This is a genomic window from Gemmatimonadota bacterium, from assembly GCA_016712265.1.
Classification (GTDB): domain Bacteria; phylum Gemmatimonadota; class Gemmatimonadetes; order Gemmatimonadales; family Gemmatimonadaceae; genus RBC101.
The window spans coordinates 1,152,168-1,170,805 of sequence record JADJRJ010000030.1; the positions used below are offsets into that span (position 1 = coordinate 1,152,168).

Sequence of the window (18,638 nt, forward strand, 5' to 3'; positions counted from 1 at the left end):
CGACGCGGGCGCCGCCCTACCGAATCGTGAACGTCGCGCGCACCACGGCGGTCACGTCCTTTTCGATCGACGACACGTCGTTGATGCCGTAGTCCGCCACCTCGGTCGAGAATCGCGGGGTGATCTGGAAGACCCCCATCCGCGCATCGCGAACGGCCCCGATCGTGCCACCGGTGCTGCGAACGATCGCTTCGGCGCGTTGGCGCGCGTCCTTTGTGGCCTCCTCGAGGAGCGTGGTGCGGATCTCGCCAAGTTTCGTGTAGAGGTACTCGGGAGACTGCGGGGCTACCGGGATCCCCTCGGCGATCAGCGCGCCCACTCGGAGCGATGTGCGGGTGATGCCGTCAACGTCAGCGCTCCGGACCTCGATCAGCTGGGAAACGCGACTTGCCAGGATCCGCCCGGTTTCACGTCCCTCAGGCGTGATCTCCGGTACCCCGGTCGCCTCCACCGGCTTGACCGTGAGCTGCGAATCGGGGATCCCCTCAGCCTTGAGGAAGGCGCGCACCCGATCGACCCCTCGCGTCAGCTCCTGCGACGCTGCCGCCAGCGATGAGGACTGCACCGAAACCGAGAGTCGCCACACCGAGAAGTCGGAGCGGATCGAGCGACGGGCCGAGCCCGTGACAGCGACCTCCTCATTCCCACGCCGAATGTCCTTGAGCGACTGGGAAATCGCGAGAAGTCCGATGACGAGGCCAACAGCGAGGGCGCCGAGGCCGAACAGGTGCTGGGAGCGGCGATCTTCCATGGGCACAGAATAGGCGAGGAAAGGGTGGGAGGGGAGAGGCCCATGCCCCCACGGGGCTCGGCGCGCTCGTATCTCACGGAGGCGAGAGCGGTTGCCCCGGCAGGCGCCGGTACGCTTCTCAAATCATCGGGCGGGAAAACCCCCTCACGGGGCTCGCCGGCCGGTGCTCCTGTGCGCAATTTCGCGTGATGATTAGCCACTCAACGCGCGCTCTCGCCGTCCTGCTCACCGTGGCGGCCTGCTCATCCGCCAGCCCCGACGGTTTTCTCGTCACCAACGCCCGAGTCATCGACGGAACTGGCACCCCGGCCCGGGCCGCGTCAGTTCGCATTCGCGGCGACTCCATTCTGGAAGTTGGCGACCTCACCCCCCAGCAAGGTGAAGCCGTCGTCGACGCCGGCGGGCTCATCCTTGCGCCCGGGTTCATCGACACCCACTCACACGCGGACGGCGACCTGCGGGAGGACACGACGGCGCTCGGCGCCGTCTCCCAGGGAATCACGACGATCATCGGCGGACAGGACGGCGGATCGCATCCCGACATCGGGGCGTTTCTCGCAGAGCTGGAGGCGCGCCCGGTGCCGGTGAACGTGGCGACCTACGTGGGACACGGCACCTTGCGGATGCGGGCGATGGGCGAGGATTTCCGACGGGTGGCGACCACCGCGGAGGTGGACTCGATGCGTCGGCTGCTTGGCGCCGCGCTCGACGCCGGGGCGCTGGGGCTGTCGACCGGACTGGAATACGACCCCGGCATCTACTCGAGCACCGACGAGGTGCTTGCCCTGGCGAAGGACGTCGCCGCGGCCGGCGGGCGCTACATCTCGCATATCCGATCAGAAGACTACGCTTTCTGGAAAGCGATCGACGAGATCATCACCATCGGGCGCGAGGCACGCCTTCCGGTCCAGATCTCCCACGCCAAGTTGGCGATGCGCGACTTGTGGGGTCGCGCTGATTCCCTCGTGCGGATCCTTGAGGCGGCGCGCGCCGATGGGGTCGATATCACGGCGGACATCTATCCCTACCTCTACTGGCAGTCGACGCTCACCGTGCTGTTCCCGAAGCGCGATTTCGAGAATCGGGTGTCGGCGAACTTCGCTCTGACGCAAACGACGACGCCGGGTGGCCTGCGCCTGGCCGTTTACCTCCCTAAACCGGAGTATCAGGGCAAGACGCTCGCCGAAGTGGCCGCCTTGCGCGGCGTCGACTCGGTGACCGCCCTGATCGACGTGATCCGGGACGCGGAGCGGATGCGCAAGGAGGCCCAGCCGGAGTTCATCGAGGGCAAGACCGTGGAGAGCATCATCGCCACGAGTATGGTGGAGGAGGATGTCGCCGCAATCATGCGCTGGCCGTTCACGAACTTCTGCACCGACGGCTCGTTCACCGGGAGCCACCCGCGGGGATTCGGGTCGTTCCCCCGCATCCTGGGGAAGTACGTGCGCGGCGATGGGGTGATGTCGTTGGAAGAGGCGGTGCGACGGGGCACGTCCCTGGCGGCGCGCAACATGGGGATCCCGGATCGCGGGACGTTGGCACCGGGGATGAAGGCGGACCTGGTGCTGTTCGACCCGTCGACCGTGATTGACCGCGCCACGCCGGACACGCCGCACGCGCCTTCCCTGGGGATTGAGCGCGTGTGGGTGAACGGTCGAGACGTGTTCGCGGGCGGCAAAGCGACCGGGGTAGCAGCCGGTCGGGTGATCAAGCGGCGTTAGGCGGAGCAGACGGCAGACGGCAGACGGCAGACGGCAGACGGCAGACGGCAGACGGCAGACGGCAGACGGCAGACGGCAGACGGCAGACGGCAGACGGCAGACGGCGATCGACACGAGCAACCCACCGAGTCCAGCGCAAGCCCCAGCGTTCGCTCCCTACCTCAACGCCTGCCGCAGGTCGTCCAGCAGGTCTTGCGGATCCTCGAGCCCGATCGACAGGCGCAACAGGTTGGGCGGGGTTGGCGATTCCGGCCCCTCAATACTATGCCGGTGCTCGATCAAGCTCTCCACACCGCCTAACGAGGTGGCGCGGGTAAACAGCCGCACCCGGCCCGTGACCGCGAGGGCCTCGGCGGCCCCGCCCTTCACCTGGATCGAGCCCATCCCCCCGAACATCCGCATCTGCCGGCGCGCGATGGCGTGGCCCGGGTGCCGCTCCAGCCCGGGATAGTGTACCACCTCCAGCGCCGGGTGGCCCTCCAACCCGCGGGCGACAAACTCGGCGTTGCTGCAATGCCGATGCACGCGACACTCCATCGAGGCGATCCCGCGGTGCACCAGCCAGGCATCGAAGGCGGACGGCACCGCACCCATCGTCGCCTGCAACATCCGCACACGCTCCCACCACTCGCCGCGCGTCCTGGTCACCAGGGCGCCGCTCAGCACGTCGGAATGTCCCCCGTGGTATTTCGTCGTGGAGTACATCGCCACATCGGCCCCGAGCTCGAGCACGCGCTGGCCAAAGGGCGTCCCCCAGGTGTTGTCGACCGCGAAGAGCGCACCTGCCGCGTGGGCAATCTCGGCCAGCGCGGACAGATCACTCACGGAGACCGTCGGGTTGCTCGGTGACTCGGCCCACACCAGCCGCGTGGAGGGACGAACGGCGGCGCGTACGGCGTCCAGGTCCGTCGTGTCGACGATGGAGTGTTCCAGTCCCCACGGCGCAAACACCTGCCCCAAGAGCTTCTTGACGCCGTAGTAGACCTCGCGGGGGCAGATGACGTGATCGCCGGGACGCAGCGCCTGCAACAGCGCGCTTGTCGCCGCGAGCCCCGACGAAAACGCGGCGGCGTCCTCACCCCCATCGAGTGCCGCAAGAGCGACCTCAAGCGCGGTCCGGTTGGGCGCCTTCTCCCGCGAGTAGATGTAGCCGCTGGTGTAGGTCCCATCCGGCTCGCGCAGGAATGTCGTGCTGAGGGTGATCGGCTCGGAGATCGCCCCCGTGACGGGGTCTGGCGATCGACCCGCCCGGACAGCGATGGTTGCCGGTCGAGCAGTGGGAGGTGTGGGCATGGGAGCGAGAAGGTGGCGTCCCGCCAACCTAGGCTCTCGCCCCGCCGAGCGGAACGCCGTAACGTGGTGTGGGTCCCAACGTCCCATGCTCGCTCTCGTCGCTTCAGTCCTCCTTCAACCAGAGGTCGGTCTCCGCCTGCACCAGGCGGCCGACTCCCTGAGCGTGCTGCGCAAGGCGGCGCAGGCTCAGGCGACGTTTGAGGGGCAGCGTCGCCAACGACTCCCCGTCGGCTGGGGGGCGGCCGGACGGTGCGATGTGCGCGTCGGGCGATTCTGCTACTGGCATGACGAGTCGTCGCCACGTGGACCCGAGGAACCCTCAAGTATTTCGCCGCTACGAGCCCAGCTGCTTGCCACCCTCGGGGACGCCGCAGCGCTGCTCCCCGGTGATCAATGGATCGCAGGACAACGGGTGCGTTACCTGGTGGAATCCGGCAACCATGCGGGTGCCCGCGAGGCCGCGCGCGCCTGCCAGTCGGTGCGCTGGTGGTGCCTGGCACTGGAAGGGTTCGCGGACCACGCCGCCCGCGACTACAGCGCCGCAGAATCCGCCTTCGACCGTGCACTCGGCGCGATGGACTCGACACAGCGCTGTCAGTGGGCAGACATCCGCGTGTTGTTGCCTCCCGCCAGCACGCGAGAGCTCGATGCGCTGGACTGTGCGAAACGCGCGGACTGGGATCGCCACCGATGGGCACTGGCCGATCCCCTATGGAGCGTGCCAGGCAACGACCGACGCACGGAGCACTTCGCGCGGCACGTCATGTCAGAGCTCGAACGCGTGTCGCGCTCGCCCTATCACCTCAGCTGGGGCAAGGACTCCCATGAGTTGATGCTGCGCTACGGATGGCCCGAGCGCTGGTCGCGGCGATCCGCCTCGGGGTACAACGCGGGCGACGTGCACGTCGTGGGACATGAGCCACACCCCGCCTTTCAGTTCTTCCCTGGCGACAGCGGGCTCCTCGCCCCAGAGCGCGTGGCCCAGGCGAATTGGGACCTGCGGCCCGCCGACGCGGTGAATCGCTATGCACCCGCGTATGCGAGCGTCGCCGTGGTGCTCACCGCCCAGGTCGCGCGCTTTGAACGTGGGGACTCCCTCGTGCTGCTGACGGCCGTGGAATCGCCCATGGATTCCGCGTTTGATGCGGCAACCGCCATCTGGACGGTCGCGACCCGTGATTCAGCGGGAGTCATCCTGGTCAGCGCCCTGCGTCCGGGTATCTCGGCGACGACCGTGCCGCGCGCCGCCCGCTGGATGTCGATCGAGGCGGTCGATTCCGCGCATCGCGCCTTCGCGCGGATCCGCCAGGCATTGCCGGTCGTTGGTGAACCCGGACTGGTGCTGTACCGGGATCCGCGCCCCGACGATGCGACTCTGGAATCGGTGATGCCCCGAATGCTCGTGGGCGCCCGTGTTCGCCGGAGCGAACCCCTCGGCCTCTACTGGGAGTACGATGCCGGAATGGTCCGCGAATCCATCGCCCACGTGATCAGCGTCTATCCCCGGTCCGCGCCGTGGCTCACGCGACTTGCGCGCAGCCTGCATCTGGCCGAGGCTGCGGCGCCCGTCCATGTGCGGGTGGCAGAGTCGCCGAGTTCCGCCGCCATTCCGTCGCGCGCCCTCGCGCTCGACCTGTCCGCCCTCGGCCCAGGCGTCTACGACTTGCGCGTGCGGATCGAGGCGCGCGGCGAGACGGTGGGTGACGTGCGACGCACGATTTCCGTGGTGCGTTAGGCCTGCCCCATCCGGGCGGTGAGACCTTTTAGCCGCCGCCAAACATCACGATGAGGATGTCGTACAGGGCATGGGTCCACGCCGTAATGCCGAACCCGCGGAGCACATAGAGCCCGCTAAAGGCCAACCCGGCGACGGCACGGAAGGTGAAGGAACTGATCGTGAAGGGATCGCCGTACGCCCCGATGTAGTGGAACCCGGAGAATACCAACGCCCCCGCGACAATGGCGAAGGTGCCGCTCGCCACCGGCCCCCAGCCGAGCAGGCGCTTCGCCCCCCAGAGCATCGCGCCAACCAGCACCACCCGGAACAGCAGCTCCTCGTAGAGCCCCGCGCCTAACGACACCATGATACCGCCGGGCACACCCAGCCGATCCAGCTGCGCCAGGGCGAGCCCGGTCCCCTGCAACGGGCCCAGCAGCTTCGCGGTGAGGGTGCCAATCACCACACCGAACACGGCGGCCAGGGCCAGCGACTCGACGAACATGAGGCCGAAGGTGGCCCCGTGGATCGGGCCCTTCTTTCGGTCTCTCAGGATCGCCCAGCCGCAGGCAACGGCCAGCAGGCCCACGAAGACCAGCGGTCCACGTCCTCCGAATGCCGCGATGAACGGCGCCTTGAGCATCACGTCCGCCCCGTTGCGAACCCCGCCGGAGACGCCGTGGAGGGCAGCCGCCAGGAACTCGTACAGGACGAACAGCGGCACAGCGAACGTCAGGCTGTACCTGGGCGCGCGCGCCTCGTGCCAATAGGTGCGGCGCGTGGCGGGGAGCGGGGAAGCAACAGGGGCAGGCATGCACTAAAGTACGTGGTCACCGGGCCATCGTTTCGCCGGATCTCACCGTCTCCCTCCATGCGCATCGTCGGCGGCACCTTTGCGGGGCGCGACCTGACGTCGCCCAACGACGATCGCGTGCGACCCACATCCGAGCTGGTCCGGATCCGGTGGATGGAGCTCGTGGCCGCCGAGCTGCCGGGCGCACGAGTCTTGGACCTCTTTGCGGGGACCGGTGCCGTAGGGCTCGAAGCGCTCTCACGGGGCAGCCGCTCCGTCGACTTTGTCGAGACGCGCCCGTCCAGCCTGCATGCGCTCAAGGCCAACGTTGCCGCGCTGCGCGTGCGAGACCGAACCCGAGTCTTCAAGAAGGACGCCCTGCCCTTCGCGGCAGCGATCGCGCCCGAGGCCTACGACCTCGCGTTTGCCGACCCGCCGTACGAGTCACGGATGCTCGATCGGTTGATCGAGGGGTGGCTGGTCTCGCGCTTCGCGCGTGTGTTGTCCGTCGAGCACGCGACCGGTCATGCGCTGCCGCCCGGCGGCACGTGCGTGCGCCTGGGGGACAGCGCCCTCACCACGTATCGCTGACGCGTTAGGCGGGCCCCGCAAACGAAGAGGCCGGGCTCGCGATGCGAACCCGGCCTCCCCTCCCTGCCTGCGTCCGAACTAGCAGCCGTTCGGCTTCGTTGAACGTCCATCGCACTCCGCCTGCGGGATCGGCATCACCCGGGCAACGAAGTGGTTCGTGCGGTCCAGCGGCAGCGTCCCGAGCCGGTTGTACCGGCGGAGGTCATGCCAGCGGTGCCCTTCGAACAGCAGGGACATGCGCTTTTCGTACAGCATGGCGTCGAGCTGCGCGGCCTGGGTGGCGCCGAGGCTCGCCACGGCCGGCAGACCACCGGACACCGTGCGGACCGCGTTGACATCCTGCAGCGCGCCATTCGCATTCCCGGTCATGATGTTGGCCTCTGCGCGCAACATCATGAGTTCCTCGGCTCGCACAATCGGGCCGTTGGTGGTGTTGGTCGGGTACACGTTGAAACGATGCGTCGCCGCAATCCCGAAGCCACCGGGCGATGGCACGGGCGCCGCGAGTGCGACCACCTTACGCTCGACGCGGGCATCGACGCCCCCGGTGCGAGCCTGCGCATCGGTCACCGTAGACGCATGCGCGTAGTTCTGCGCATCCTGGGTGAATGACGCGGTGTTTGGCGTGTCGCCGGCCGCAGTGGAGAAGATGTGATACACACCGACATCCAGGTTAGCCTGCGTGACCGTCGACCCCAGCGCCGGAACCCAGGTGCCCTGGAGGGCCGTGAGCGCGGCGTTGTAACACGGCGCACCACAACCAAGGGACCCGCGGTAGTTATTCGCCCGAGCCGCGAGCGCGCGATTGAACCGCAGGAACGTGGAGGGTGTGTTGAACCCGGTGTAGCCAGCGTGCAACGCAAAGGGGAACGCCGCACCACCCGCCGCCAGGTCCTGAGCGGCCGCGTCGAGCGTGCCGATCACGAACTTGTAGGCAGAGTCACGCGTGACGAAGGGGGCCGGCTGGGTCACGTCTTCCGTGATCGTCACCGGGGTCCCCAGGGTGTCACGAGAGATAATGAGGTACATGACGTTCAGCGCATAGAACGTGTTCGCAAAACCCTTCGCTCCCCGTTTGTCGCTTGCGGAGAGGGTGGGAGCAGCGTCGACGGCCTCGTTGAACTTCACGACGTTCCGCATCTGCTGGAACCGCCCACCCCAGTTGCCCGAGGCAAAGCCCGCCGGATCGAGCTTGGGGCCGGCGATACCAATCAGGTAGTTGGAGACGGAACGGGCGTCAGTGGCGAAGTACCGATACGACTCGCGGCCGAAGATCCCGAAGTCCGAGATCATGCCAAACCACTGGTCGCGCTCCGCATCGGTGAGACCGGTGGCGAGGATCTGGATCCCATTCGGGTCCTTGGCCACGCCGTCGATGGTTGGGCGGTTGAAGTCCCGAATATTCAGCTGGTCCGCATTGCAGGCCGCCGTCAGCGCCACAAGGGTGGCGGCCGCGACCCGGAAGAGCGAGTGCTTCATGGAAGTATGGGAGGTGGTCATGTGGTTACCACCCCAGGTCGATGGTGAGGAAGAACGAACGCGTCGGCGGGAACGGCGCCAGGTCGACGACGCGGGCCACGACGCTGCCGGCGTTGTTCACTTCCGGGTCGTAGCTGTTGTAGGGCGTGATCATGAACAGGTTGCGCCCGGAGACCGAGAGGCGGCCGTTGCGGGCGCCCGGGATACGGGAATACCAGTTCTGCGGCATGTCGTACGAGACCGACAGCTCGCGCAGCTTGGCGAACGAGGCCTTTTGCACATACACGCGAGCGTCCGAGCCCCCGTTCCATTTGTTGAAACGGTAGGCGCCGAGGGTGGCCCCGATGGCCGCATCCGGAGACGGATCATCGTAGTCCCACGTGTTCCGGCCTTCGTCGTACAGGGACTGCGTCAGGTTCGACAGGTAGCCGCCGTGCTTGTAGTCCAGCACGCTGGTGAACGTCAGGCGACGATACTGCACGTCGTTGGTGAAGTTCATCATGTACTTCGCGTTCGCGTCGGCGATGGCGTTGGCCGAGACCGCGCCGTTGGCGCCCACCGTGTTGCCCCAGATCGTGGAGACGGGGTACCCCTCGGTGAACCGGAGGCGGCCGTAGGCGTTCCCGAATCCACCACCAGCGGGGGCAAGGAACGGCAGGACTCCCTCGGGAAAATCGGTGATGTCCTGACGGTTCTGGTACCAGGTGGCCCGCGAGGTCCAGGTGAGGTTGTTGGTCTGCACCGGGATGGCCGTCAGGCCAACTTCGTACCCCTGTGACTCCATCTCACCGCCGTTGACGATCGTCGAGGCAACGCCCGTGGAGGGCGCCGGCACCGGACGCACGAGGAGGTCCGTGATCTTTCGATTGAAGTAGGTCGCCTCCAACCGCAGGCGGTCACGCCACATCGAGGCGTCAAAACCCACCTCGATCTCGTTGTTGATCTCGGGCTTGGCGAGCGGGTTGTTCACCGTGGGGTTCTGGACGAGCGAGGTGCTTCCGCCGATCTGACCCGACGAAGCCAGCACGAGGAAGCGCTCACCGTATTGCGGTTGGTTGCCCGCCTGCCCATACGATGCGCGCAGCTTGAGCTCGCTGACCTTCGGCACGAAGTTGACCAACCGGTACGATGCCGACGCGCGCGGGAAGTAGTAGAACTTGGTCGGGTCGCCGTTCACCGACGACCGCTCGCCGCGCACAGCGACCGAGAGGTAGAGCTTCTCGTCGAACATCACCGCTTCCTGCTGGGCGAGCCACGCCTGGTTCTTGATTTGGGTTCGCGTCTGCTCCGCGGTCACCACCTGCGCTTGGGCGTTGGCGTTGATCTGCTGCGGCGCAAGGCCGCGGGCGATCAGGTTGTAGTCGTTCGATCCGCGTTCCTCGTACTGCAACCCGACTTGGGTCGTCGAGTTCATCCACGAGAAGGTGTTGTTGTTCCACACGGCCGATACGGTCCCGTTGACGAACTTGTTGGTGCCGTTGCCCTGAACCACGGTGCCCGGCGTCGCGCCGCCGCCCGGCGCCCCGAGGCGCACCTGCTGGAGCTCAGGCGGGGCAAGGACGTACGACTCATTGCTGAATCGGTCCGCGCCACCAATCGCCGTCAGGGTCACGTTGTTCTTGTCGGTGGTCCAGGCGTTGTAGCTCGCGCGACCGGAGAAAATCTGGCGCCAGATGTCCTCGTCATTCTTGAACAGGTCGTACGTCTGGAACGGGTTGGCACTGTTAAGCACGCCACCGCCCGGGAACGGATTATCGACGATGATCCCGTTCGCGTTGCGCTTCGTGAAATCCGCGATGGCGGGGGTATAGCCCCACGCGTACAGCGGAGAGGAGAAGGTGTTGTCGTTGTTCGTGACGCCGCGCGCGCCGCGCGAGCGGATCATGTTCATGCCGAGCGACACATTGATCTTCGAGCCAATCGACTGGTCGATGTTGGCGCGCATCGACTGCCGGACGGCATACGTGTTGGTCGCGATCCCTTGCTCATCGCGATGGTTCGCGGACAGGAAATACCGGCCCTGCGAGCCAACGCCACCCGTCAGGGTCAGCGAGGTCTCGAGCGTCGGGTCGTTGCGGCCGAACAGCGTGCCGACCATGTCATAGTACGGGCACTGCGGCGTGCAGTTCGCGCGGGCAAGGGCAATTCCCTCGGCGTTGTTGCCGATCACACCCAGGACTTGGTCGAGGTCCTTGAACTTCCGCGTCCCTTTGTTCCGCAGCAGCGAATACGTACCGGCTCGCTGAGACAGATTGAAGCGCGGAGCGCCGGCCGAACCACGCTTCGTCGTGATCACGACGACCCCGTTGGTCGCCTGCGAGCCGTAGATCGCGCTCGCCGCCGCCGACTTCAGCACCTCGACCGACTCGATGTCGTTCGGGTTGATGTCCGCGAGCCGGTTCGTGCCGTTCTCTTCGCCGGAGTTGAGCTGGCGGGTCGCGACCGACTGGCGCGTGGCACGCACCGCGTTCGAAATGATGACGCCGTCCACCACGAACAGCGGCTGGATGTTCCCAAGGAGCGACGACGCGCCGCGGATCTGCACCTGGGCACCACCGCCCGGCGCACCGTTATTCATGTTGAAGGAAACGCCCACCGTCTTGCCTTGCATCGCGCTCTCAAGCGACGGCGCCGGCACGCGGGCGAGTTCCTGGGCGGACACGGCGGAGATCGACGTCGCGGCGTTCTTGCGATCGATCGTGGTAGCCGCACCGGTCACCGTCACGCCTTCGAGTTGCAGCACGTCCTTCTCCATCGAGAAGTTGGCCGTGCTCGCTGAGCCGGCGACACGCTGGGTCGACCGCTTGTACCCGATCGCGCGCACCTGAATGGTCACATCGCCGTTCGGCGCGCGCAGCCGATACTCACCGCGTTCGTTCGTGCGGGCGCCGCCCGCGCTGCCCACCACGCCGACGATGGCATCCGTGAGCGGTTGGCCCGTTCCGGTGACCGTCACCGTTCCGGTGATTTCGCGTTGCTGCGCCCCCGCCGACGACGTCGTCAGCAGGGCGAGCGATGCGATGGCGAATACAAGAAACCTTCGCACAAATACCTCCCTCGATGGGGACTGGGGAAACCACGCGCCGGGCATCACCACCTGCCCGGCGGCGAGCCATGGAGTGACTCGCTGCGCGGAATTTCGGTGTCAGTGACGAAATGGTCAAGAAACCATCACGATCCATTCGCTTGATGAATGGATCGCTGGACGGGACGAGTCGCCGTCTACTACAGCGCGATGGGACGGGCCGCTGCGACTGCCCCCGAGTTGCGGGGCGCCTCGCCGACCCCGAGTTTGGGTGACCCGCACCCACCCCACATGTCGATTCGAAGCGCCTGCCTCGTCGTCGTGCTGTGCCTCTCCCCGACCGCGCACAGCCAGCCCAGGTCGCCCTTCACGGCCAACGACGCGCTTGACGTGACCTCGTTTGCTGTCGTCGACCTTACATCGGATGGCCGGTGGATCGCGGCAACCTCGACCACCCGGCGAAGCGGCCTCGGGGTCGACTATCGCCGCGACGGCGACCCGTCATACATCCGCCCAGCGCACGCCACCGTGTGGATCATCGACGCCACCACCGGAGAACGTCGTCAGGTCTTTCCAGACCCTCGAAATGTTCGGGCAGCCGCGTGGTCGCCGGATGCCGCCCTGCTCGGTATGCTGGTCCTCGTCGATAGCACGTTCGTGCCCATGGTCTGGAGTCGGATCTCCGGCGTCGCGCGGACGCTGCCCGTGCCACCGGGACAGTACGTCGCCGAAAACTCCGACCTTCGATGGAGCGCCGACGGTCGCCGCGTCGTCGTGTCCCTTCGTACCGTCCAATGGAAGGCACGTGTCGCGGCCGAATTCGCGCGGCTCACACGCGGCCCGGTCTTCGTGCAGGACAGCAAGGACCCCTTCCTCGCCTGGGACGGCATCCGTCGACTCGGCAACGTGCGATCGATCGCCGCGATCGATGTCGCGACGGGACGCACTAGCGAACTCCTGCCGGAGGGCAACATCGCCAGCTTTACCCTCTCCGCAGACGACTCACTCCTCGCCTATCAGCAGGACATCACGACCAAGACTGACTACGACGTGATCTTCGGGACAGAAAATCGGCTGATGCTCCGCCAGCTGGGCTCGCAGGCGCCCGCGACAATTATCCACCCCACGCTTCGTGGGATGACGTTGTCGTGGGCGGAGGACGGACGGCGTTATGCATATGCGCGCGACGGCCGGGTCTACGTCGCACGCCTGGGCGACGGTGCCCCGCGTCAGATCGCTGGGCCCGATTCGGTGCCGGCCACCGCCCAGGACACCAGCGCCGCCGCTCGGCAGGCGCGGGCCACCGCCAGGTTTTCGGTTGCCCGCTGGTCCCCCCGCGGCGACGCGCTCCTCCTGACGAATCCCCAGGGATTCTGGGTCGCGGACGCCGCCTCCGGCCAGCGTGAGCTCGTCCTCGCCACGGACACCCTTCCGAGCGCGCCGCGATACGCCCCGGTCGCCTGGTCACCGGATGGCACCCACCTGTATTTCACTCACGCTTCACGCACCCAGTGGGAACGAGGCCTCCTTCGCGTGGACCGCACGACCAGACAGCGCGAAGACCTCGCCAGGGATCGTCGTCTGTACCAGGGCTTTCGCCTTTCGAAGGACGGATCGCGCTTGGTGTTCACGGCCAGCGAAGGCAACCGACCGGGAGAACTCTACAGCGCGGACCCCTCCCTGCGGACGCCACGGGCACTGACCAACGCGAACCCCCAGCTCGCCAGCAAGACCCTGGCGCGAACCGAGCTGATCACGTATCGCGACACCGACGGGCGCACCCGCTACGGGGTGGCCTACCTCCCGGCCGACTTCCGCACCGGGACACCGGCCCCCACCCTCTTCAACGTTTACGAAGAGTTCTTGGACGACACCTTTGACGCCACGGCGAACGTGTTCACCTCGGCCGGATACGTGGTGGTCAAACCGTCCGTTGCCTTCGAGACAGGGTTTCCCGGTGAGGCCTGGCTGAAGGGGGTCACATCAGCCGCGAACGCCCTCGTCGAACGCGGCATCGCCGACTCGGCACGCCTGGGCGTATTCGGAACGAGCTACGGGGGCTACGCCACGAACCTGCTCATCACGCAGACGCCACGCTTCAAGGCTGCCGTCAACGTTTCGGGCAAGGTCGACATGATCTCGTTCTACACCGACAGCCCGCGCCTGGGTGTTCGCAACATCCACGCTGCCGAGAAGAGCCAGGACCGCCTCGGCGCCACGCTCTGGCAGCAGCCGCAGAAATACGTGGCACACTCCGCGATCATGTTTGCGGACCGCATCACCACCCCGCTGATGTTGGTCACGGGCGAGCAGGATTCCAACGTGCCGGCCGACAACTCGCGCGAGATGTATTATGCGCTCCGTCGCCTCGGAAAGGACGTGACCTGGGTGAACTACATGAACTCCGGTCACGGGACCCCGGGAACGAACGGCGCGGAGTTCATCGACTATCACGAACGCCTGCTCGGCTTCTTCGACTCGCACCTCAAGTCCCGTCCCGCCCCGGCTGTCGAGGCCACGTCGCTCACCGGGGAGCCGCTATACCGCAACACCCCAACCGGTGCCGCCGCGACTCGCATGGCCGAGCAACTGGCGGACGCGCGACGCGCCTGGCGCATGGCCCCGGCCAACGCCGACTCCCTGATCTGGTTGGGGCGGCGCACCGCATATCCGGGCCGGTTCAACGATGCCATCGCCATCTTCACCGACGGGATCGCCCAGCACCCCAACGATGCGCGGATGTACCGCCACCGCGGCCACCGGTACCTCAGCGTCCGCCGCATTGACGAGGCCATCGCGGACTTCGAGAAGGCCGCCACCCTCATTCGCGGGCGCAAGGACGAAGTGGAACCCGATGGCGCCCCGAACGCGCGCGGCATCCCGACGAGCACCCTCCAATCCAACATCTGGTATCACCTCGGCCTGGCGTACTACCTCAAGGGGGACTTCACCAATGCCTTGCGCGCCTACCGCGAGGACATGAAGGTGTCGACCAACCCGGACATGCAGGTCGCAACCTCGCATTGGCTCTACATGACGCTGCGTCGGATGGGTCGTGACGCGGAGGCCGCCCGTATTCTCGATCCGATCACGGCAGACATGCCCGTCATCGAAAACGGGTCGTATCACCGCTTGCTGCTGCTGTACAAGGGATTGCTCAAGCCGGAGGAGGTTCTGCGCAACTTCGGGGCCGATGGCGGGCTGGATGATGTCACCACCGCCTACGGCGTCGGCAACTGGCACCTGTACAACGGGCGACCGGCCGAGGCCGAGGCGATCTTTGACCGGATCATCGCCACGCGATCGCAGTGGGCGTCGTTCGGATACTTGAGTGCCGAGGCCGAGAAGCGCCGGCGGGTCGCAGATCGTTAGGCGTCCGCGTCGCGCATCATCCGGACGTCGGCCGGGAGGCGCTCCAGGAGCGGGCGGAGGTCGGTCGCCCGGTCGACACTCGTCACCAGGGTGATCCCGTCGACCGTCACCACGAGCAGGTTGTCCAGGCCGTAGACCACCACGTCGCCATGCTCGGCATGGACGATGTTGCCCGACGCGTCCACAAAATGCACGTCGCCGTGCGCCCCGTTGCCCTGGTCGTCCAGCTCACGGGAGCGACGGAGCGACGCCCAGGTGCCGACGTCATCCCAGCCAAAGTCGCTCGGGACGAGCAACAGCGGGACCCGCCGTTCGAAGAGCCCCCGCTCGAGGGAGACGGAACGCACTTCCCCAAAAAAACGATCCATGACCTGCGCGGACAGGAATCCGAGCGCGTCGGCCACCTCTGGCGTGCGGGCCTGTAGCGCGTCCAGCATCACGCGTGGACGCCACAGAGCCACCCCGGTGTGCCACCAGGCACCGTCGTCGATCAACTCTTGGGCCGTTTCACTCGTCGGCTTCTCGACGAAGCGCCTGACCCAACCCGGTCCGCCGGCGGCCACCGGCTGCTCGCTTGAAAGTGGCTCACCAGGCACCAGGTAACCGAACCCGACATCTGACCGCACCGGCCGCGCGCCAATCGCGCCGATCGCATCCTCCCGGGCGACCAGGGCCCCGGTGACGCGAATCGTGTCCCGGAACCCTTCCGGAAACGCCGCGGCGATATCCGCCGGCATCGAGCAGACCACCGTATCGGGCCCGGCCCGCCGCATCACGGCATCCGCAGCCAGTGCGATCGCGGCGGCCGTTCCCAAGGGACGCGGTTCCACGAGAACGTTCATCGGGGGAACGCCAGGAATCGCGCTCCGGATCGGGGCCTCGATGTCCGCGCTCGTGACGACGAGAACGCGTTCCGGGGGAATCAGCGGCGCCAGGCGCTCGATGCACTCCGCGATCATCGGCGCATCGCCAACCAGGCGCAGGAGTTGCTTGGGCCGCCGCGGCCCGGAGAGGGGCCAGAACCTGGACCCAATCCCGCCGGCCAGCACGACGGCCCACATCGCCGCATTCGCCTCCAGCAGATCCGGACCTGCCGCACGGACACCTGTCAGTACGCCGACGCCCCCCACGGGAGGGGTCAGCACAGGGGGGGTCGGTCGGTAGCTCATTGCGCGGCGGATGCCGAACTCATGACGCCAATCTGGGTGCGCCGGCTGCCAAAGGCCACACCCCGGGTTAGTCTGGGGAGATGCCCACGCCCCACGTCCCGTCCGCACGAGCGCTCGACGAGCTCGACGTCGCCGCCATCGTGCGGGACCCCGAACGCAAGCAAGCGTTTGTGACCCCGATGTTCGAGCACATCGCGCCGCGGTACGACGCCTTTACCAGGTGGTTCTCGTTTGGGATGGACGCGGCATGGAAGCGTGAGCTGCTGGCGCTGGTGCAGGGACAGCCTTCGCGGGTGGCCGACCTCGCGTGCGGCACTGGCGACCTGGCCTTCGCGGTCGCCGCGGCGCACCCGTCGGCAGAGGTCCTCGGCATCGATGCCGCCACGGGAATGATCGAGCAGGCGCGGGCCCGTGGCGGCCAACGCGCCGGGCTGAGGTTCGACGTGGGCGACCTGACGCACCTGGCGGTGCCCGACGCGTCCCTCGACGCCCTCACCGCCGGCTATGCCTTCCGCAACGTGCCCGACCTGACGGCGGCCCTGCGCGAGGCACACCGTGTCCTGCGCGCCGGCGGCTGGCTGTACACGCTCGACTTCTATCGCCCCGCCGCGCGACCGTGGCGGCGCGCGTTCCTCACCTACCTGCATCTTGCCGGTAGCGCGTTCGGCTGGTGGTGGCACCGGGCGCCGGTGATCTACTCCTACATCGCGACGTCGATCGACGCCTGGGTCACCGTCGCCGAGTGGGAGTCCGCCCTCGACGCCGCCGGGTTCGCCGTCGCGAGTCGACGGACGTACCTGCTGGGGGGCGTCGCCCTCCATGCTGCGCAGCGCCGTTAGCCGGTCGGGCTGCTCGCCTTCGTCAGGCCGCGAGCGATCGCGCCCAGGAGCGCCTGCTCGTCGAGGATCGGCTTCGTCAGGTAGTCGTCAAAGCCCTCGGCCAAGAACCGCTCGCGGTCGCCGGCCATGGCGTGCGCCGTCACCGCGATCACTGGGAGGCGAGCCAGACGCGCGTCCGCGCGGAGCCGCTTGAGGGTCTCGACACCATCGATACCCGGGAGGGAAATGTCCAGCAGGACGAGGTCCGGGAGGGACGCGACCATCCCGTCCAGTGCCGCGAAGCCCGTTTCATATTCGTCGCAGTGGTAGCGGCCCTCCAGGAGCGCCACCGCCAGCAGCCGGTTGTCCGGATTGTCCTCGACCACCGCGATACGCCTCATTCCTGCGCCCCCGCTGAACGACAGGCAGCCAGCTGGTCGAGCGAGATGGAAAAGGCGTCCCGCAACCGCGTCACCAGTGCTGCCAGCCCCTCCGCGTCGAGGGTCGCGGCGTCCTTCTCGAGCGCCGCCGCGAGGTCCCGGAATCCCGTCGCGCCAACTTGCGCGGCACTCCCCTTCATCGCGTGACCGATCCGCGAGACCTGGTGGCTATCCCCGGCCGATATGAGCACGTCCAGCTTGGCGAATCGGTCGCGCGCCGAGGACTCGAACATGGTGACGATCTTATCGACGAGGGCCCGTCCGCCCAACCGCTCGATCATGGTGATCGCCTCGTGCATCTCCGCTGGAATCGTGGTGGGGGTCATGGGACGAGGACCTCTGTGGGAGGGTGGTGGGGTGTGGCGTGCGCTGTGGCCTGGGCGGCCACCAGGTCTCGTGTGCGCAGCAGGTTGCCGGCGACGGGCAGGTGGAGGCTGAAGGTCGTCCCCACACCAACCGTACTCGTCACCGTAAGGTGGGTATCGAGCAAGGCACACAATTGCCGACAAATGGCGAGCCCCAGGCCCGTGCCACCGTGCGTACGTGCTGTCGTGTTGTCGGCCTGCTCAAAGGGCTCGAAGATGGCCTCGAGCCGATCAGCGGCGATCCCAACTCCGGAATCGGTCACGTCGATCCGGGACGGAGCCCCGTGCTCATTTAGCGCGACGCGCACCAGGACGCGGCCCTGCTTCGTGAACTTGAGGGCATTGGAGACGAGGTTGACCAGGACCTGTCGCAGGCGCATGGCGTCGGTTGATACGATGAGCGGACCTGTGGGGGCGTCCGCCTCCAGGGTCACCCCGGGCGCGACATGGGTGGCGTGCAGCTCAATGACTTCCTGGATCACAGGCAGCAGGTCGGTGTCGCACACCTCCACCACCACCTTGCCCGCTTCGATGCGCGACAGGTCGAGAATGTCGTTGATGAGCGCCAGGAGGTGGCGCCCGCCCCGGTTGATCCGTTCGAGGTAGGTCCGTTGGCTGGTCGCGAGCTCCTGGGCGCCGCGCAGCATGAGGTCCGAGAAGCCGATGATCGCATTGAGCGGGGTGCGCAGCTCGTGACTCATGCTGGCGAGAAAGGCACTCTTGGCGCGGTTCGCTTCTCCCGCCCGGACAAGGGCGACGGCGAGTTGGTCAGCCATGGCTTGCCGTGCCGCCATGTCGGCCTCCAGCTGGGACTGGGCGGCGCGCAGGTTCGCGGCCACGTCCACCAGACGCCGCTCGGTCATGGCGGCCCGCGCCAGCTGGCGATCCCTGTCTTCGACGGTGGTCGGCCGGTTGGCCCGTCGGGCCAGACGCCGCGTGGTGCGATGGTGCGCCGCCCGATACCAGACCGCCCCGACCGCGGCGGCCAGGGCCCCCGCCAAGGCACCCGCTGCCAACTCACCGGTCCCCAGGCCAATTCCTGCAGCGCCGAGCACAATCCACCCCCCAGTACGCCACAAACGCTCCTTCAGGAGGCGCGCTGCT

14 protein-coding genes are annotated in these 18,638 nt (G+C 67.1%); 5 read left to right on the forward strand and 9 right to left on the reverse strand.

Features of this window, described 5'->3' with window-relative positions; all coding sequences use genetic code 11:
* Positions 1–16 precede the first annotated feature (16 nt).
* Entirely contained in the window at positions 17–751 is a 735-nt protein-coding gene (locus IPK85_20540) for an SIMPL domain-containing protein (protein MBK8249753.1), read from the reverse strand.
* Positions 752–939: 188 nt separating this feature from the next.
* On the opposite strand from IPK85_20540, the gene IPK85_20545 reads away from it, so the two are divergent.
* Positions 940–2,472, forward strand: a complete 1,533-nt coding sequence (locus tag IPK85_20545; protein MBK8249754.1) for a D-aminoacylase — start codon at positions 940–942, stop codon at positions 2,470–2,472.
* 156 nt (positions 2,473–2,628) lie between these two features.
* Here the strand turns inward: IPK85_20545 and IPK85_20550 are convergent, their stop codons facing one another.
* A complete protein-coding gene (locus IPK85_20550; protein MBK8249755.1) occupies positions 2,629–3,765 on the reverse strand; it encodes an aminotransferase class V-fold PLP-dependent enzyme in 1,137 nt (378 codons plus the stop codon).
* 85 nt (positions 3,766–3,850) lie between these two features.
* On the opposite strand from IPK85_20550, the gene IPK85_20555 reads away from it, so the two are divergent.
* Positions 3,851–5,500 carry a hypothetical protein gene (locus IPK85_20555; protein ID MBK8249756.1) on the forward strand — a complete coding sequence of 550 codons (1,650 nt, stop codon included), beginning with the start codon at positions 3,851–3,853 and terminating at the stop codon, positions 5,498–5,500.
* Between the two features lie 28 nt (positions 5,501–5,528).
* On the opposite strand, the gene IPK85_20560 is transcribed toward IPK85_20555, so the two are convergent.
* A complete protein-coding gene (locus IPK85_20560; GenBank protein MBK8249757.1) occupies positions 5,529–6,296 on the reverse strand; it encodes a CPBP family intramembrane metalloprotease in 768 nt (255 codons plus the stop codon).
* Between the two features lie 57 nt (positions 6,297–6,353).
* On the opposite strand from IPK85_20560, the gene IPK85_20565 reads away from it, so the two are divergent.
* A complete protein-coding gene (locus tag IPK85_20565; GenBank protein ID MBK8249758.1) occupies positions 6,354–6,866 on the forward strand; it encodes an RsmD family RNA methyltransferase in 513 nt (170 codons plus the stop codon).
* A gap of 78 nt (positions 6,867–6,944) precedes the next feature.
* Here the strand turns inward: IPK85_20565 and IPK85_20570 are convergent, their stop codons facing one another.
* Both IPK85_20570 and IPK85_20575 read right to left on the reverse strand, forming a co-directional pair.
* The gene (locus tag IPK85_20570; protein ID MBK8249759.1) at positions 6,945–8,366 is read right to left on the reverse strand and encodes a RagB/SusD family nutrient uptake outer membrane protein; all 1,422 of its coding nucleotides are present in this window, start codon (positions 8,364–8,366) and stop codon (positions 6,945–6,947) included.
* Positions 8,367–8,370: 4 nt separating this feature from the next.
* On the reverse strand, positions 8,371–11,391 hold the full coding sequence (locus IPK85_20575; GenBank protein ID MBK8249760.1) for a SusC/RagA family TonB-linked outer membrane protein: 3,021 nt from the start codon (positions 11,389–11,391) through the stop codon (positions 8,371–8,373).
* Between the two features lie 270 nt (positions 11,392–11,661).
* Between IPK85_20575 and IPK85_20580 the strand changes: the two genes are divergently transcribed.
* Complete coding sequence (locus IPK85_20580) at positions 11,662–14,742, forward strand: prolyl oligopeptidase family serine peptidase (protein ID MBK8249761.1); 3,081 nt, start codon at positions 11,662–11,664, stop codon at positions 14,740–14,742.
* On the opposite strand, the gene IPK85_20585 is transcribed toward IPK85_20580, so the two are convergent.
* The gene (locus IPK85_20585) at positions 14,739–15,887 is read right to left on the reverse strand and encodes a mannose-1-phosphate guanylyltransferase (protein ID MBK8249762.1); all 1,149 of its coding nucleotides are present in this window, start codon (positions 15,885–15,887) and stop codon (positions 14,739–14,741) included. The two genes, IPK85_20580 and IPK85_20585, sit on opposite strands and share 4 nt — an antisense overlap.
* Positions 15,888–15,991: 104 nt before the next feature.
* Between IPK85_20585 and IPK85_20590 the strand changes: the two genes are divergently transcribed.
* The gene (locus IPK85_20590) at positions 15,992–16,750 is read left to right on the forward strand and encodes a ubiquinone/menaquinone biosynthesis methyltransferase (protein MBK8249763.1); all 759 of its coding nucleotides are present in this window, start codon (positions 15,992–15,994) and stop codon (positions 16,748–16,750) included.
* Here the strand turns inward: IPK85_20590 and IPK85_20595 are convergent.
* From IPK85_20595 to IPK85_20605, 3 genes are read right to left on the reverse strand one after another with little or no spacing between them, the layout of a single operon-like run.
* Positions 16,747–17,130: a response regulator gene (locus IPK85_20595; protein MBK8249764.1), complete on the reverse strand. Its 384-nt coding sequence runs from the start codon at positions 17,128–17,130 to the stop codon at positions 16,747–16,749. The genes IPK85_20590 and IPK85_20595 overlap by 4 nt on opposite strands.
* Positions 17,127–17,495 (reverse strand): Hpt domain-containing protein, encoded by a 369-nt coding sequence (locus IPK85_20600; GenBank protein ID MBK8249765.1) that lies wholly within the window; start codon positions 17,493–17,495, stop codon positions 17,127–17,129. Before IPK85_20600 ends, IPK85_20595 begins: the two co-directional genes overlap by 4 nt.
* The gene (locus IPK85_20605) at positions 17,492–18,589 is read right to left on the reverse strand and encodes an ATP-binding protein (protein ID MBK8249766.1); all 1,098 of its coding nucleotides are present in this window, start codon (positions 18,587–18,589) and stop codon (positions 17,492–17,494) included. Before IPK85_20605 ends, IPK85_20600 begins: the two co-directional genes overlap by 4 nt.
* Positions 18,590–18,638: the final 49 nt, after the last annotated feature.